We start from the raw sequence: 16,307 nt of genomic DNA on the forward strand, positions 1-16,307 counted from the left end.
GACGGCCTGAAACTTGAGGCACAGTGTGGGTATGTCGAGCAGGGCAACCCCGAAAGTGGCGGTATTGATGGGCGGTCCCTCGGCTGAGCGCGAGGTGTCCCTGTCCTCTGGGCGCGAATGCGCAGCTGCTTTGCGGGATGAAGGATTCCAAGTGATCGAGGTCGATGCCGGCCCCGACTTGGCTGCGCAACTGTCTGAAATCAAACCGGATGTGGTGTTCAACGCCCTGCATGGCCGCTGGGGCGAGGATGGCTGTGTGCAGGGGATGCTGGAATGGATGGGCCTCCCGTACACCCATTCTGGGGTGCTGGCCTCGTCTCTGGCGATGGACAAAGAGCGTACCAAGCAGGTGTATCGCGCCCATGGCCTGCCCGTGGCCGACAGCATTCTGGCCGAAAAACCCGAGGTCGAGGCGCGCCACGTGATGGCCCCGCCCTACGTGGTGAAACCCTATAACGAAGGCTCCTCGGTCGGGGTCTATATCGTGCAAGAGGCCGCCAACGCGCCGCCCAGTTTGAACGAAGACATGCCCGACACGGTGATGGTGGAACAATACGTGCCCGGGCGCGAGCTGACGACCACGGTGATGGGCGACCGCGCGCTGACCGTGACCGATATCGTGACGGATGGCTGGTATGACTATCACGCCAAATACGCCGAGGGCGGATCGCACCATGTTGTGCCCGCTGATATTCCGGCCGAGATTTTCGATGCCTGCCTGGATTATGCCTTGCGCGCGCATGATGCCTTGGGCTGCAAGGGGCTCAGCCGCACCGATTTCCGCTGGGATGAACGCCGCGGGTTGGACGGGTTGATCCTGCTGGAAACCAACACGCAACCGGGGATGACGCCCACATCTCTGTCGCCTGAACAGGCCGAAAAGGCCGGGATCAGTTTCGGCGCGCTGTGTCGCTGGTTGGTGGAGGATGCCTCATGCAACAGGTGATGCCCAAGGCCGATCCTGCGCCCTCGCGTCTGGCGTACCGGATGCAGCGGATGATGCTGACGCCCTTGGTGCGCGGACTGCTGCGTATTGGTTTGCCCTTTGCCATCGCGGCGGGCGCAACAACAATCTACCTGTCCGACGAAGACCGCGTGGATTCCATCCGGCTGGCCGTTCTGGACGTGCGCAAACAGATTGAATCGCGTCCCGAATTCGAGGTCAAACTGATGGCCATCGACGGCGCTGGTCCCGAAATCGCCGAAGACATCCGCGAGATCGTGGCGATTGATTTCCCGATCAGCTCGTTTGATCTGTCGCTGTCCGAGATCCGCGAAACCATCCTGCAACTGCCCGCCATCGCCGATGCCAGCGTGCGCATCAAACCCGGTGGCGTTTTGCAGGTGGATCTGAGCGAGCGGGTCCCGGTGATCCTGTGGCGCTCGGCGCAGGGGTTGGTGCAACTGGACATTGATGGCCACTATGTGGGCGAAGCAACGTCGCGTGCGATCCATGCGGATTTGCCCGTTGTGGCCGGTGCGGGGGCTGACCTAGCCGTTGCCGAGGCCAAGCAGATTTTGGCGGCAACCGGCCCTCTGGCCTCGCGTGTGCGCGGGCTGGAGCGGATCGGTCAACGCCGTTGGGACGTCGTTCTGGACCGTGGCCAGCGCATTTTGCTGCCGGTTGAAAACCCGGTGCAGGCGCTGGAGCGGGTTCTGGTGCTGAACCAATCCCAGGACATGATGGCGCGCGATCTGGCCCATGTGGATATGCGGATCGCCGCGCGGCCGACCATTCGGATGAACCCCGAGGCCGTGCAGCAATGGTGGAAAATCAAGAAGATCAGTGCAGGAGACTGACGGACCATGACCCAGCTATACGAAGCGCAACGCGCAATGCGGAACATGCGAAAGGCGGCCATGCAGCGCGGCGTGATTGCCATTCTGGACGTTGGCAGCTCGAAGATCGGGTGTCTGGTGCTGCGCTTTGACGGCTCGGACCGCCTGAAAGAGGCCGAGGGCGTGGGCCCCATGGCGGGACAGGCCGGATTTCGGGTGATCGGCGCGGCGACAACCCGCTCGCGCGGGGTGCGTTTTGGTGAAATCGACGCCATGCAGGAAACCGAACGCGCGATCCGCACGGCGGTGCAGGCGGCACAGAAAATGGCCAATATCCGCGTGGATCACGTGATTGCCGCCTTTGCCGGGGCCGAGCCGCGCAGCTATGGTCTGGCCGGGGCAATTGATGTCGAGGGCAACGTGGTTTCCGAAGATGACGTCAGCCGGGTGATGGCTGCGTGTGACGTGCCTGACTATGGCGAAGGGCGCGAAGTGCTGCACGCGCAGCCGGTGAACTTTGCGCTGGATCATCGCTCGGGCCTGTCGGATCCGCGCGGGCAGATCGGCAATACGCTGTCCACCGACATGCATATGCTGACCGTGGACGCAACGGCTGTGCGCAACCTGGCGCATTGTGTGAAACGCTGCGATCTTGAACTGGCTGGGATCGCCAGCTCGGCCTATGTGGCGGGAATTTCGGCGCTGGTCGAGGACGAACAAGAGCTGGGCGCCGCCTGCATTGACATGGGCGGTGGGGCGACCAGCCTGTCGATTTTCATGAAAAAACACATGATCTATGCCGACACCGTGCGCATGGGCGGAGATCACGTGACCGGTGACATTTCGATGGGGTTGTCTGTGCCCTTTACCACGGCCGAACGGATCAAGACCTTTTATGGCGGGGTCGTCGCGACGGGTATGGATGATCGTGAAATGATCGATCTGGAAGGCGATACCGGAGACTGGGAACACGACCGGCGCACCGTCAGCCGGGCCGAATTGATCGGGATCATGCGGCCTCGGATCGAGGAAATCCTGGAAGAGGTGCGCGCGCGCTTGGATGCGGCCGGATTTGATCATCTGCCCAGCCAACAGATCGTGCTGACCGGCGGAGGCAGTCAGATCCCGGGATTGGACGGGCTGGCCAGCCGTGTTCTGGGTCATCAGGTGCGCTTGGGGCGTCCTTTGCGCGTTCATGGTTTGCCGCAGGCGGCAACTGGCCCGGGATTTGCCAGCGCCGTGGGTCTGTGCCTGTTCGCCGCGCATCCTCAGGACGAGTGGTGGGATTTTGATTTGCCGGTTGAAGGCTATCCGGCCCGGTCCCTGCGTCGCGCGGTCAAATGGTTCCGCGATAATTGGTAAGTGCTTGGAATTGGCGTCGCTCTGAGTGATTTGGGGGGTGACGCGCGCCGCCGCGCGGTCTAGAATTTGCACAACCGGTGCCTGACGCCGGACATTCGGGCGATCGAGCATGCCCCCATATCCACACGGTTCTCCGGCATAGTTCTGGTGCGGGCACTGGGATCTTTTGTGTTGGGATTCGGATCACCCGCGAAATATTGGGGAATCGGCAAAATCCCGCGAATGAATGCGCCTCAGAGCCCATATTTTGTGGGCTTTTTGCGTTTTTTGCGTGACGATCCCTATGGTTGTCGGTAACAATGGGCGTTAATAGGCAGAAAAACCACCTGCTCAAGGCAGGACAACATCAGGCGGACAGATCAATGACATTGAACCTTTCGGTGCCCGGTCAGGAAGAATTGAAACCTCGTATTACCGTGTTCGGTGTCGGCGGGGCAGGCGGCAACGCAGTGAACAACATGATCCGGCAGGAACTGGCCGGTGTTGACTTCGTCGTGGCCAACACGGATGCGCAGGCGCTGCAACAAAGCCAGGCGCAAAGCCGGGTGCAGCTTGGCGTGAAGGTTACCGAAGGTCTGGGCGCGGGCGCCCGTGCCAGTGTTGGGGCTGCTGCTGCCGAAGAGAGCATCGAACAGATCGTCGATCATCTGGCGGGCGCGCATATGTGCTTTATCACCGCTGGAATGGGCGGGGGCACCGGCACCGGGGCCGCGCCGATCATCGCTCAGGCCGCACGCGAGCTGGGTGTTCTGACCGTGGGCGTTGTCACCAAACCCTTCCAGTTCGAAGGCGCCAAACGGATGCGCCAGGCCGAGGAAGGCGTGGAAACCCTGCAAAAGATGGTCGACACGCTGATCATCATTCCAAACCAGAACCTGTTCCGTCTGGCCAATGAAAAAACCACCTTTACCGAAGCGTTCAGCCTGGCCGATGACGTGCTGTACCAAGGTGTGAAGGGCGTGACCGACCTGATGGTCAAGCCCGGCCTGATCAACCTTGACTTTGCGGATGTGCGCTCGGTCATGGATGAAATGGGCAAGGCCATGATGGGCACCGGCGAGGCAGACGGCGAAGATCGCGCCATCCAGGCTGCGGAAAAGGCCATCGCCAACCCGCTGCTGGACGAAATCAGCCTCAACGGCGCCAAGGGCGTTCTGATCAACATCACCGGTGGCCACGACCTGACCCTGTTCGAACTGGACGAAGCCGCCAACCGCATCCGCGAAGAGGTGGATCCCGATGCCAACATCATCGTTGGCTCGACTCTGGACACCGAGATGGACGGCCAGATGCGCGTCAGCGTTGTCGCCACGGGTATCGATGCCTCGGAAGTGGTCTCGGACATCCCGGTCCCGCGCCGTTCGATGGCCGCGCCGCTGACCCAGACCGTCAGCGCCGAAGAAAAACCGGCCGAGCCCGTTGCACCGGCACCTGTGGCCGCAGCGCCTGCCGCGCCTGTCGCCCCGGCGGCACCGGTCGAAGAGCCTTCGCTGTTCACTGGCATGGAAACCCCTGCGCCCGCGCCTGCTCCGGCAGCGCCGCAAGCTCCGGCGGCTTCCGTGGCGATGGACGAAACCTATGAAGAGGATTACGCCAGCAGCGACGACCTGCCGCCGCCGGCCTATCGCCCGCAAGCGTCCGAGTTCCGTCCGCAGCCTGATGTGGTCGAGGAAACGCCCGACAGCTTTGTCGCGCCCAAGGCTCCGGCAGCTGGCACCCCGTCGCCCGAGGCACTGGCCCGTCTGCAAGCCGCTGTGCAAAAAGCACCCTCCAACCCCGCGCCGCGCACCCCTGTTGTGACCCCCGCGGCCGAGGCTCCGGCACCGCAGCCCGAGGCAGATCGCTCGCGCTTTGGTATCAACTCGCTGATCAACCGCATGACTGGCCACGGCCATGAGCAGGCCCCCCAGGCCACCGCGCGTCAGCAGCCCGAGGTTAAGGCCCCTGATGCAGAACAGGCCGTTGACCCGGATCAGGAACGCATCGAAATCCCCGCATTCCTGCGCCGTCAGGCCAACTGACCTTAGGTTCATATGATCTGAAAGGCCGCCCGTTGGGTGGCCTTTTTTATTGTAATTCAATGGCTTATTCATGGCGTAGGCAGAAATGCGCCAGTGTGTTTCAGCCATGTTTCAATGCGTTACAAAGATTGAGTTGAGGGACTCGGGCGCGCGCTCTAATGATATGCACACGTTAAGTTAAGCTGCCGCATTATGTCTGGGGACACACATTGCAACGCACGTTGAAATCACCGATCACCTTTACGGGGACGGGCCTGCACTCGGGTGAACCCGCCAAGATGATCGTACATCCGGCCGCGCCGGAATACGGAATTTGGTTCAAGCGCAGTGATGTTTCTGATCGGGATGCAATGATCCCGGCGCTGTGGGACGCGGTGAATCAATCGCCGCTGTGCACCCGGCTGGAAAATGCGGATGGCGTCAGCCTGTCCACTGTCGAACATATCATGGCCGCTTTGGCCGGATGCGGTGTTCACAATGCCCTGATCGAAGTGAACGGCCCCGAAGTTCCGATCTTGGACGGCAGCTCGGCCATCTTTGTGCGGGCCATCCTGCAACGCGGGCTGGTGGACCAGGGCCTGCCGGTTCAGGCCATCGAGATTTTGAAACCCATCGAGGTGCGCAAAGGCGAGGCCTGGGCGCGTTTGGAACCGGGCCTGGATCTAACCATCGATTTTCACATCGATTTCGAAGACGCCGCCATTGGCGTTCAGCACAAGACGCTGAAAATGGCCAATGGGTCTTTTGTGCGCGAGCTGTGCGACAGCCGGACCTTCTGCCGCAAGGCAGACGTGGATTACATGCGCGAAAACGGCCTGGCTCTGGGCGGCACGCTGATGAATGCGGTTGTGGTCGAAGGGGACAAGGTGCTCAGCCCCGGTGGATTGCGGCACTCGGACGAGCCCGTGCGCCACAAAATGCTGGATGCATTGGGGGATCTGGCTTTGGCCGGGGCCCCGATCCTTGGGCGCTATACCGGGTATCGTGCGGGGCACGCGATGACGAATGATCTGCTGCGCGCGATGTATGCAGATGTCAGCACCTACCGCATGGTGGCCTGTGACGCGGGTAAAATGGCGCGTCTGCCCGGTGTTGGTGCGCATCTAAACGAGATGCCCGCTGTCGCCTGACGTCATGCACGCGTCAAGCGGCCATTTCCTGCCAAAGGCGTTTTGCACCGGAAAATTCTGTGCTAGGACCTGTCTGAGCAGTGGGCAAATTGCCTCACTAATTCAGACGAGGAATAACAAGGCATGACAGGCGTCGGATCCCGGAAAATTCTCTTGGGCTTGGTTCTGGCCAGTGTGCTGGCGGGATGCAGCGGTGCAGGACGCGTCAACAGAGGCGATGTTGACCTGGAACTTTACACTGCCGAACAGATTTTTGGCCGTGGCGAGTTTGAACTGGAACGCAACCGTCCCGAGGATGCCGCCCGCTATTTCGGCGAGATCGAGCGCCTGTACCCCTATTCAGATTGGGCGCAGCGGGCGTTGATCATGCAGGCCTTTGCCCATCACGGGGCCAAGCAATACGAAGAAAGCCGCGCCGCCGCGCAACGCTATGTGGATTTTTACCCGGCATCGGATGATGCGGCCTATGCGCAATATATCCTGGCGCTCAGCTATTACGATCAGATCGACGACGTGGGGCGCGATCAGGGCCTGACCTTTCAGGCGCTGCAAGCCCTGCGCACTGTGATTGAACGCTATCCGGATACGGAATATGCGCGCTCGTCCATTCTGAAATTCGATCTGGCCTTTGACCATCTGGCCGGTAAGGAAATGGAAGTCGGGCGCTACTATCTGCGCCGCGATCACTATACTGCTGCGATCAATCGGTTCCGCGTTGTGGTCGAGGATTTCCAGACCACCAGCCACACCGCCGAGGCGCTGCACCGTCTGGTCGAGGCCTATCTGTCGCTGGGCCTGACCGCCGAGGCGCAAACCGCGGGGGCCATTCTGGGGCACAATTTCAGATCGACCGAGTGGTACGAAGCCTCTTATAAGCTGCTGACCGCGCAGGGGCTGGAACTGAAATCCTTCGGCAATAACTGGCTGGCCCAGGTCTATCGTCAGATGATCAAGGGCGAGTGGCTCTGACCCACCAGCGAAAGGTGACGGAATGCTGCGCAGCCTGGAAATCCGCGATTTGCTGATCATTGATCGGTTGGAGCTCGAGTTCCAGCCGGGTCTGAACGTGCTGACCGGGGAAACGGGCGCAGGGAAATCCATCCTGCTGGACGCGCTGGGGTTTGTTCTGGGCTGGCGCGGTCGGGCTGAACTGGTGCGCAGCGGGGCCGAGCAGGGCGAGGTCATAGCCGAGTTTGACCTGCCCGCAGACCACGCTGCCCATGCGGTGCTGGACGAGGCTGGCCTGCCCGCCGGGGACGAGTTGATCCTGCGCCGCGTGAATCGCAAGGACGGGCGGAAAACTGCTTGGGTGAATGATCGGCGTTGCTCGGGCGAGGTGCTGCGCGCGCTGTCAGATACGCTGATCGAACTGCATGGCCAGCATGATGATCGCGGGTTGTTGGATCCGCGCGGCCACCGGGCGCTGCTGGATGAATTCGGCGCCTATGCCGAGCTGCAGGCCGAGGTTCGCGCGGCCTGGCGGGATGTCTCGGCACGGCGCAAGGCCCTAAGCCAGGCCGAGGCTGCGTTAGAAGAGGTGCGCAAGGAAGAGGAATTCCTGCGTCACGCCGTGGACGAACTAGACAAACTGGCGCCAGAACCCGGCGAGGAAAGCGAACTGGACACGCAGCGGCGCATGATGCAGGGCGCCGAAAAGATCCGCGAAGATGTTGCGCGGGCTCTGGCTGCGTTGGGTCATGACGGGGCCGAGGGCGCGATGGGCGACGCGATGCGCTGGTTGGAAGGGGTTGCCGACAAGGCCGAAGGCACGCTGGATACACCGATCGAGGCGCTTGGGCGCTCGTTCGCCGAGCTGTCCGAGGCCGTTTCGGGCGTGGAAAGCGCGTTGGATGCACTGAACTTCAACCCCTACGAACTGGAGCAGGCCGAAGAGCGCCTGTTTGCCATCCGCGCCGCAGCCCGCAAGCACAACGTGTTGCCCGATGATCTGGGCGGTTTCGCGGATGATTTACGGGGCAAATTGCACGCACTTGATCAGGGCGACGCCGATCTGGGCCGGTTGCGCACCGAATTGGCCGCGGCCGAAGAGGGCTATGCTGGCGCTGCGAAACGCCTCAGCACGGCCCGGAACCAAGCCGCCAAAGCGCTGGACGCAGCCGTCGCCACGGAACTGGCGCCGCTGAAGATGGAGCGCGCAGTGTTTTGCACCCAGATTGACGCGACCGAGGCCGGGCCGGACGGCACCGATCTGGTGGCCTTCACCGTTGCGACCAACCCGGGCGCGCCCTCGGGGCCGCTGGCCAAAATCGCCTCGGGCGGCGAGCTTAGCCGGTTCCTGTTGGCGCTGAAGGTCTGCCTGAGCCAGCAGCAATCGGGCATCACCATGATTTTTGACGAGATCGATCGCGGAGTTGGCGGAGCCACAGCCGATGCTGTAGGGCGTCGGTTGGCGGCATTGGCGGCTGACGGTCAGGTGCTGGTTGTCACCCATTCGCCGCAAGTGGCTGCGTTGGGGGCCCATCATTGGCGCGTGGAAAAGCGCGTGGAAAACGACGTGACCACCTCGACCGTTGTGCCTTTGACACAGGATGACCGCGTGGACGAGATCGCGCGCATGGTGTCCGGCGACACCATCACCCCCGAGGCGCGCGGTGCCGCAAAGGCCCTGCTGGCGGGCTAATTTCCCTATCAGTTGCCAGGAACCAACTTACCCGGGTTCATGATGTTCTGAGGGTCCAGCGCGCGTTTCAAATCGCCCATAATGTCCCAGGCGTCGCCATGTTCGGCGGCCATGTATCGTTTCTTACCCACACCAATGCCGTGTTCCCCGGTGGCGGTGCCCCCCATCGACAAAGAGCGTTCCACCATGCGGTGAGACAGGTCCTCGACCGCTTTGACCTCGGTCGGGTTTTGATCGTCAAACAGCAGGATTGCGTGGAAATTGCCATCGCCCACGTGGCCCAGGATCGGCCCGGTGATGGGCGAGGCCTGGATGTCAGCGCGGGTTTCATTGACCGCATCCGCCAGGCGCGAAATCGGCACGCAGATATCGGTGACCAGTGCTTTGGCCCCGGGTTTGGAGGCCAAAACCGCCCAATGTGCGTGGTGGCGCATGGTCCACAGCGCGGTGCGATCCTCGGGCTTGGTGGCCCATTCGAACCCTTTGCCCCCATGGTCAGCAACGATTTCGCCAAAGGTCTCGGCTTGCTCTTCAACGCCGGCCTCTGAGCCATGGAACTCGACCATCAGATGCGGGCTTTCGGGCATCTGGGATCCTGAATAGCCGTTGAAGGCGGCGGCGGTCGCGGCATCCACGAATTCGATCCGCGCCATGGGAATGCCCATCTGGATGGTGTCGATAACCGCGTTCACCGCGTCCTCGATCCGGTCAAAGGCGCAGACGGCGGCGGTGATGGCTTCGGGCTGGCCGCGCAGGCGCAGGGTGAGCTCGGTGATCAGGCCCAGCGTCCCCTCGGCGCCGACAAACATGCCCGTCAGATCATAGCCCGCGCTGGATTTGCGCGCGCGTGTTCCGGTGCGAATGATGCGTCCGTCCGCCGTGACCACCTGTAGGCCCAGAACATTGTCGCGCATGGTGCCATAGCGCACTGCCGTGGTGCCGCTGGCGCGGGTCGAGGCCATCCCCCCGATCGACGCATTCGCGCCCGGATCAACCGGGAAAAACAGCCCCGTTGCGCGCAGTTCGGTGTTCAGCTCTTCGCGGGTAATGCCGGGCTGCACCGAGACATCCATATCCTCGGGCGACAGGCGCAAGATCTTGTTCATGTTCCGAAAATCGATGGAGATTCCGCCCGAAAACGCCTGCGCCTGTCCCTCGAGCGAGGTTCCTGCCCCCCACCCAACAACAGGACAGCCGTTCGCGGCACAAATCTTCACGATCTCGCTGACTTCTTCGGCAGTCTCGGGATACACTACCCCATCCGGGGGCGTCAGCGGAAAATGCGTTTCCGAAGCACCGTGTTGTTCCAGATCGGACTTGGACCGGCTGAGGCGTTGGCCTAGTAAGTTCGAAAGCTCGACTAGCGCGGTCTGGATGGTCATGACGTTCCTCCGGATGGTGCGTTGAAACACTAGGCTATGCGGGCGATGCCGAAAAGGGAATATCACCTCTAGCACGGGGAAGGTTAATGCCGCTACAACTGGGAAAAGTGCTGGCCAGCGCCGCCGGGCAGACGGTTCAGGCCGGGCGCGATGCGATTGATCTGGTACGCCGACAGGGGCCCAGCCAGTTCCAGTTTTGGCTGATCGCGCTGGCGATTGGGGTGGCAGCCGGCTTTGCGGCGCTGTTTTTTCGCAAAGGCATCGATTGGATACAGGCCACGCTGTATCGCACCGATGACGTGGCGCATTTGCACAGTCATGCGGAATCCTTGCCGTGGTATTGGATCCTGCTTTTGCCCATCCTGGGCGGGCTGATCACTGGCGTGATCTTGCATGTTTTCACGACGGATGGGCGGGTGCGCTCGGTCGCGGATGTGATCGAGGGCGCGGCCATGCATGACGGCCGGGTCGAGGGCAAGGCGGGCGTCGCCTCGGCCTTTGCGTCGCTGATCACGCTGTCCACCGGCGGATCCACCGGGCGCGAGGGGCCGGTTGTGCATATGGCCTCGGTTATTTCGTCCTGGGTCAGCGAACGGCTGCATGCGGATGGGATCACCGGGCGCGACTTGTTGGGCTGCGCGGTGGCCGCCGCCGTGTCGGCCAGTTTCAACGCGCCCATTGCCGGGGCTCTGTTCGCGCTCGAGGTCGTTTTGCGCCATTTTGCTGTGCACGCCTTTGCCCCCATCGTGATCGCCAGCGTGGCCGGAACGATCATCAATCGGATCGAGTTTGGCGGGGTCACCGAGTTTCACCTGCCCGAGGGCAACACCTTGGAATTCTACGTGGAATTGCCCGCCTTCCTGATGCTGGGTCTGCTGTGTGGATTTGTGGCGTTCATCCTGATGCGCACCGTTTTCATCGCCGAGGACATGGCCAATCAGATCCAGGCGGGCACCAAAATGCCCCGATGGTTGCGGCCCGCGTTGTCAGGAGCACTGCTGGGGGCGCTGGCCATCGCGTTTCCGCATATTATTGGGGTCGGGTATGAAACAACCTCGGCGGCGCTGACGGGTCAGTTGTTGTGGCACGAGGCCATCGTGTTCGCCATTCTCAAGGTGATCGCCGTGGCGATCACCATGGCGGGGCGGATGGGGGGCGGCATGTTCTCGCCCGCGCTGATGGTGGGGGCGCTGACGGGCCTGGCCTTTGGCCTGATCGCCACCGGCATATTCCCCGAGGTCTCGGGGTCGCATACGTTATACGCCCTGGCCGGGATGGGGGCCGTGGCCGCCGCCGTTCTGGGCGCGCCGATATCGACCACCATGATCGTGTTCGAATTGACCGGGGATTGGCAAACTGGGCTGGCGGTGATGGTGGCGGTGTCGCTGTCCACGGCGCTGGCCTCGCGTTTGGTGGACCGGTCGTTCTTTTTGACCCAGCTGGAACGGCGCGACATCCATTTGGCCGCTGGCCCGCAGGCCTACTTGCTGGCCATGTTCCGCGCCGACACGCTGATGCGCAAACCCGAGGAGCCGGGCGCCGCCGATCCAACCAGATGCGCCGAGATGGTTGAGGACGGGATTTTCATCGAGGGCAAAGCAACGCTGGAACAGGCCATGCCCCTGTTCGAAAAGGCCGGAACGCCCTTCCTGCCAGTCATTCACAAGGGCCAGAACGATGAAGCGCCCCATATTCGGGGCGCCCTGTTCCATGTGGATGCGTTGAAGGCGTTTAACCGTGCCCTGGCCGCCACCGCGGCCGAGGAACATTCTTAAAGGCGCTCAACAGCCAGCGTGTCAAATTCGTAGAAGGCCAGATAGCCCTTGATCCGATCCGCCGCGTCAAACGGGGCCTCATAGCTCCAGGCGGCGTCCTTCAAGGTGGTGGATTTCGTCACGATCGAATAATGCGTGGCATCGCCCTTTTTAGGACAGTGGGTTACCTTTTCGGTCTTGTCCAGGAACGCCATGGCGATGTCATCGCGCGGGAAATACACCACCGAGGCCAATCCTTCTTCGTTTACTTCCAAGGCGTTACGGGTTTCGCCCAGCACGGCACCACCTGCGCGCACCACCCAGGTGCCTTCGGCGTTGCGAATTGTCATATCTTTGCCCATTGTCCGTCTCCCCGGAGTTTTTTGGGTTATCGACCGCTTTTGTGACAGGCAGATGTCACAGCGGTTCTGTCGCTTGGCGCAACCATATCGCAGCGTCCCCGGTTAACCGAGGGACGATTTTGTCGCGGCAGGCCGCGTGATAGGCGTTCAGCCATGAAATTTCGTCCGAAGACAAAAGGGTCGTGTCGATCAGCCGGCGATCAATCGGCACCCATGTCAGCGTTTCAAAGCTGTGCATCGGACGGTCATCTGCGCCGTCCATGGCAGGTGCGTCTTGCACGACGATCAGGTTTTCGATGCGAATGCCAAAGGCCCCTTCGCGGTAGTAGCCTGGCTCGTTCGACAGGATCATCCCTGGTTTCAGCGGCACCGAAGACACGCGGCTCAGCCGTTGCGGTCCCTCGTGCACGCAGAGGTAAACGCCGACGCCATGCCCGGTGCCGTGGTTGTAATCCAATCCGGCCAGCCACAGCGGATAGCGGGCAATCGCATCCAGATCTCGGCCCGCCAGCCCGCGCGGAAAGCGCAGGCGCGAGATGCCGATCATGCCTTTCAGCACGCGGGTAAAGCAGGCTTTTTCCTCGGCGCCCACCGTCCCGACGGGCAGGGTGCGGGTGATGTCTGTGGTGCCGTTCAGATACTGCCCGCCGCTGTCCAGTACCAGCAACTGCCCGTCCTCAAGCCGGGCGTTTGTGGTCTGCGTAACGCGATAGTGGATCACAGCACCGTTCGGTCCCGTCCCCGAGATCGTATCAAAGCTGATATCCAGCAAGGCGTTGGTGGCGCGCCGGTATCCTTCAAGCGCCTGAACGACATCGATTTCGGTCAGGCTGCCGGCGGGTTGCGCATCAAACCAGCTCAGGAATTCGCACATCGCGGCGGCATCGGTCAGGTGAGCCTCGCGCGTGGCGGCGATCTCGGCGTCTGATTTGCAGGCTTTGGGCAATACGCAAGGATCCTGCGCCCAAATGATCGGGACGTTGGCCTCGGTCAGTTCTCGTTGGACCTGCACAGGGACCGAGCCGCGATCCAGGCGCACAGGCCCGGTCAGCGAGCGCAGCGCCGCCGCGAAGGCCGACGGTGGGCGCAGTGTGACCTGCGCACCCAGATGGGAGCGCGCGGCATCATCCAGCTTGGCTGGGTCCACGAACAGCGACAGATGCCCGGTGTCGTGCAGAATGGCAAAGCAATGCGGCACCGGGTTGCGCGGGATATCAGCGCCTCGGATGTTCAGAAGCCAGGCGATGGAATCGGGCAGGGTCAGCACCGTCAATTCCTGCCCGGCCTCGGCCAGAACCGCCGCAATGCTGTGGCGCTTGTCGTGGTGGGCTTGCCCGGCCAGATGCTGGGGGTAGGGGGTGATCTGGCCTTGCGGCGCTGCGGGTTGATCTGGCCAGATTCGATCCACCAAGTTGGCCTGAGGTGTCAAGGTGATGCCAGAACCGGTCAGGACGGTGCCAAGCTCTTCGATCTCCTCAACCGTGTGCAGCCAGGGGTCAAATCCGATCTGGCCGCCCTGGGGCAGGTGTTCCAACAGCCAATCGCCAAGGCGGGTTTCTGGCCAGGGCACGGGTTGAAAATGCTCTGGATCGACCTGCGCCTTGACTTGGGTGCGATAGCGCCCGTCGATGAACACGCCCGCCTTGTCCTGCAAGGCGGCGCAGAACCCGGCCGAGCCAGTAAAGCCGGTCAGCCAGGACAGCCGGTCATCGCGCGGGGCGACATATTCACCCTGATGCACGTCCGAGCGCGGGATCAGGAAACCGGCCAGAGCTTCGCGCACCATCTGGGCGCGCAATTGCGCCAGTCGCGCTGGCCCCTGACTGGGGTCCGAGCTTTCCTCGAAACTTTGAAACATCGCTCCTCCGAAGGGGTTAGCCGGCCTTCTTGATCCCGATCATCCGCGCCCGTGCGCGTGGATCCTGATCGAACAAAGCGGCCAGTTGTTCGGTCATGGCCCCGGCCAATTGTTCCACATCCGTGATGGTGACGGCGTGCTGATAATAGCGCGTCACATCATGGCCAATGCCGATGGCGATCAGTTCGACGAATTTCTTTTTCTCGACCATGGCGATCACGTCGCGCAGGTGTTTTTCCAGATAATTCGCGGGGTTAACCGACAGGGTCGAGTCATCCACCGGCGCCCCGTCCGAGATCACCATCAGGATCTTGCGCTGTTCGGGCCGCGCCAGCATCCGCCGATGCGCCCATTCCAGCGCCTCGCCGTCAATGTTTTCCTTCAGCAGGCCCTCTTTCATCATCAGGCCCAGATTGTTGCGGGTCCGACGCATGGGCGCATCGGCCTTTTTATAGACGATGTGGCGCAGATCGTTCAGACGACCGGGGGTTTGCGGACGTCCTTCGGCCAGCCATTTTTCGCGGCTTTGCCCGCCTTTCCATGCGCGGGTGGTAAAGCCCAGCACCTCGACCTTGACGTCGCAGCGTTCCAGCGTGCGGGCCAGAACATCCGCACAGATCGCCGCGATCGAGATCGGACGCCCCCGCATCGAGCCCGAGTTGTCCAGCAGCAGCGTCACCACGGTATCGCGGAATTCGGTGTCTTTTTCGACCTTGAAGGACAGCGGCGTCGTGGGGTTGGCGACCACGCGCGCCAGGCGGCCAGCGTCCAGAATGCCCTCTTCCATGTCGAACAACCACGAACGGTTTTGTTGCGCCTGAAGGCGGCGTTGCAGCTTGTTCGCCAGACGTCCAACGGCGCCTTTCAGCGGCTCCAGCTGTTGATCCAGATAGGCGCGCAGACGTTCCAGCTCGGCCGGTTCGGCCAGTTCTTCGGCGGGGATTTCTTCGTCATGTTCGGTGTTATAGGCCGAATAATTCGGGTCTGCGTCGGATAAAGGGGCAGGGGGCGGCGGTTCCAGCGGAGCGTCGCCCTCGGGCAGCTCGGCCTCGTCCGACATCTCGTCATCGGCCATGTCGTCTGTGGTGACCTGAGCCTCCGAGCTGTCCTGGGTTTCGTCCTGAGATTGCTCGGGATCGGCCTCGGCGTCCTGATCTTCCTGATCGTCCTGACCGCTGGAATCGGGATCTTCTTCCTCTTCCGCGCTGTCCTCGGCATCGTCCTGATCTTCTTCGTCTGGCTCGTCCGGATCATCGCCCAGCTGGTCGCCATAGCCCAGATCCTCGATGATCTGACGGGCGAATTTGGCGAATTCAGCCTGATCGGCCAGCTTGTCTTGAAGGTCCTCCAGCGTGCCGCCGGCCTGATCCTCGATAAAGCCGCTCCACAGATCCAGAACATTGCGCGCAGCAGGAGGCATGTCGCGGCCAGTGGCCAGATGGCGGATCATATAGCCCGCCGCCACATGCAGCGGCGCGTCGGCGGTCTGGGTGATCTGATCATAGCCCAGACGACGGGCCTCGGTATCAATTTTGGCGTCGATATTGCCCGCCGTGCCGGGCATGTCGCGCGCGCCCATGGCCTCGCAGCGGGCGGTTTCCATCGCCTCGTACAGGCTGCGTGCCATGTCGCCGGGCGGGGCATAGCGGTCATGCACCGCGTTGTCGTGATATTTGCGCTGCATCGCCAGAGCATCGGCGGTGCCACGGGCGATCAGCACCTCGTCGCGGGTCATGCGGCGGGTCACTTGCGGCAGGCGCATCGTGTCCCCGGCGATGCCAGCAGGATCGACCGAGTAATTCACATTCAGATCGGCATCATCCGCCAGCACCTTGGTCGCTTCGGCCAGGGCTTTCTTGAACGGATCTGCGGGGTTGTCTGATTTCTTCATCATGCGCGCCGGAGGTTACGAGTTTCTACCGCCGCACCCTAATCCGGGCCGAGCAGATTGACCAGTGGCCGCGCATGTCCCGTTGGGTCGTATATTTCACATTTCGCCCCATGCCCCTATGCTGCGA

The 16,307-nt window shown here is 62.1% G+C and carries 12 protein-coding genes; 8 read left to right on the forward strand and 4 right to left on the reverse strand.

The features are described 5' to 3' along the window. Positions 1-31 precede the first annotated feature (31 nt). The 7 genes from ACXADQ_RS13110 (at position 32) to recN (ending at position 8,933) form a co-directional block, all read left to right on the forward strand. A complete protein-coding gene (locus ACXADQ_RS13110; RefSeq protein WP_475321143.1) occupies positions 32-946 on the forward strand; it encodes a D-alanine--D-alanine ligase in 915 nt (304 codons plus the stop codon). Next, the gene (locus ACXADQ_RS13115) at positions 934-1,800 is read left to right on the forward strand and encodes a cell division protein FtsQ/DivIB (RefSeq protein ID WP_475321147.1); all 867 of its coding nucleotides are present in this window, start codon (positions 934-936) and stop codon (positions 1,798-1,800) included. Before ACXADQ_RS13110 ends, ACXADQ_RS13115 begins: the two co-directional genes overlap by 13 nt. Positions 1,801-1,806: 6 nt before the next feature. After that, positions 1,807-3,141: a cell division protein FtsA gene (gene ftsA / locus ACXADQ_RS13120; protein ID WP_475321151.1), complete on the forward strand. Its 1,335-nt coding sequence runs from the start codon at positions 1,807-1,809 to the stop codon at positions 3,139-3,141. Positions 3,142-3,503: 362 nt separating this feature from the next. After that, positions 3,504-5,162, forward strand: a complete 1,659-nt coding sequence (ftsZ, locus tag ACXADQ_RS13125; protein WP_475321155.1) for a cell division protein FtsZ — start codon at positions 3,504-3,506, stop codon at positions 5,160-5,162. A 209-nt stretch (positions 5,163-5,371) separates the two neighbouring features. After that, positions 5,372-6,292 (forward strand): UDP-3-O-acyl-N-acetylglucosamine deacetylase, encoded by a 921-nt coding sequence (gene lpxC, locus ACXADQ_RS13130; protein WP_475321159.1) that lies wholly within the window; start codon positions 5,372-5,374, stop codon positions 6,290-6,292. Positions 6,293-6,415: 123 nt separating this feature from the next. After that, on the forward strand, positions 6,416-7,261 hold the full coding sequence (locus ACXADQ_RS13135; protein WP_475321163.1) for an outer membrane protein assembly factor BamD: 846 nt from the start codon (positions 6,416-6,418) through the stop codon (positions 7,259-7,261). A gap of 22 nt (positions 7,262-7,283) precedes the next feature. After that, entirely contained in the window at positions 7,284-8,933 is a 1,650-nt protein-coding gene (gene recN / locus ACXADQ_RS13140; RefSeq protein ID WP_475321168.1) for a DNA repair protein RecN, read from the forward strand. An 8-nt stretch (positions 8,934-8,941) separates the two neighbouring features. Here the strand turns inward: recN and ACXADQ_RS13145 are convergent, their stop codons facing one another. After that, positions 8,942-10,315: an FAD-binding oxidoreductase gene (locus ACXADQ_RS13145; protein ID WP_475321172.1), complete on the reverse strand. Its 1,374-nt coding sequence runs from the start codon at positions 10,313-10,315 to the stop codon at positions 8,942-8,944. 86 nt (positions 10,316-10,401) lie between these two features. On the opposite strand from ACXADQ_RS13145, the gene ACXADQ_RS13150 reads away from it, so the two are divergent. Next, entirely contained in the window at positions 10,402-12,090 is a 1,689-nt protein-coding gene (locus ACXADQ_RS13150; RefSeq protein WP_475321175.1) for a chloride channel protein, read from the forward strand. Here the strand turns inward: ACXADQ_RS13150 and ACXADQ_RS13155 are convergent. Genes ACXADQ_RS13155 through cobT form a run of 3 tightly spaced genes read right to left on the reverse strand, consistent with a single transcriptional unit; the run spans position 12,087 to position 16,183 of the window. Beyond that, a complete protein-coding gene (locus tag ACXADQ_RS13155; RefSeq protein ID WP_475321178.1) occupies positions 12,087-12,431 on the reverse strand; it encodes a DUF427 domain-containing protein in 345 nt (114 codons plus the stop codon). The two genes, ACXADQ_RS13150 and ACXADQ_RS13155, sit on opposite strands and share 4 nt — an antisense overlap. Positions 12,432-12,486: 55 nt before the next feature. Beyond that, positions 12,487-14,289 (reverse strand): aminopeptidase P family protein, encoded by a 1,803-nt coding sequence (locus ACXADQ_RS13160; protein WP_475321180.1) that lies wholly within the window; start codon positions 14,287-14,289, stop codon positions 12,487-12,489. Positions 14,290-14,305: 16 nt separating this feature from the next. Continuing rightward, on the reverse strand, positions 14,306-16,183 hold the full coding sequence (gene cobT, locus ACXADQ_RS13165; protein ID WP_475321184.1) for a cobaltochelatase subunit CobT: 1,878 nt from the start codon (positions 16,181-16,183) through the stop codon (positions 14,306-14,308). Positions 16,184-16,307 lie beyond the last annotated feature (124 nt).

The organism is Thalassovita sp. ABM4_323, from assembly GCF_056158665.1.

Coding starts and splice junctions, on each gene's coding strand:
- ACXADQ_RS13110 (WP_475321143.1), top strand. CDS start 32: ATGTCGAGCAGGGCAACCCCGAAAGTGGCGGTATTGATGGGCGGTCCC.
- ACXADQ_RS13115 (WP_475321147.1), top strand. CDS start 934: ATGCAACAGGTGATGCCCAAGGCCGATCCTGCGCCCTCGCGTCTGGCG.
- ftsA (WP_475321151.1), top strand. CDS start 1,807: ATGACCCAGCTATACGAAGCGCAACGCGCAATGCGGAACATGCGAAAG.
- ftsZ (WP_475321155.1), top strand. CDS start 3,504: ATGACATTGAACCTTTCGGTGCCCGGTCAGGAAGAATTGAAACCTCGT.
- ACXADQ_RS13135 (WP_475321163.1), top strand. CDS start 6,416: ATGACAGGCGTCGGATCCCGGAAAATTCTCTTGGGCTTGGTTCTGGCC.
- recN (WP_475321168.1), top strand. CDS start 7,284: ATGCTGCGCAGCCTGGAAATCCGCGATTTGCTGATCATTGATCGGTTG.
- ACXADQ_RS13145 (WP_475321172.1), bottom strand. CDS start 10,315: ATGACCATCCAGACCGCGCTAGTCGAGCTTTCGAACTTACTAGGCCAA.
- ACXADQ_RS13150 (WP_475321175.1), top strand. CDS start 10,402: ATGCCGCTACAACTGGGAAAAGTGCTGGCCAGCGCCGCCGGGCAGACG.
- ACXADQ_RS13155 (WP_475321178.1), bottom strand. CDS start 12,431: ATGGGCAAAGATATGACAATTCGCAACGCCGAAGGCACCTGGGTGGTG.
- ACXADQ_RS13160 (WP_475321180.1), bottom strand. CDS start 14,289: ATGTTTCAAAGTTTCGAGGAAAGCTCGGACCCCAGTCAGGGGCCAGCG.
- cobT (WP_475321184.1), bottom strand. CDS start 16,183: ATGATGAAGAAATCAGACAACCCCGCAGATCCGTTCAAGAAAGCCCTG.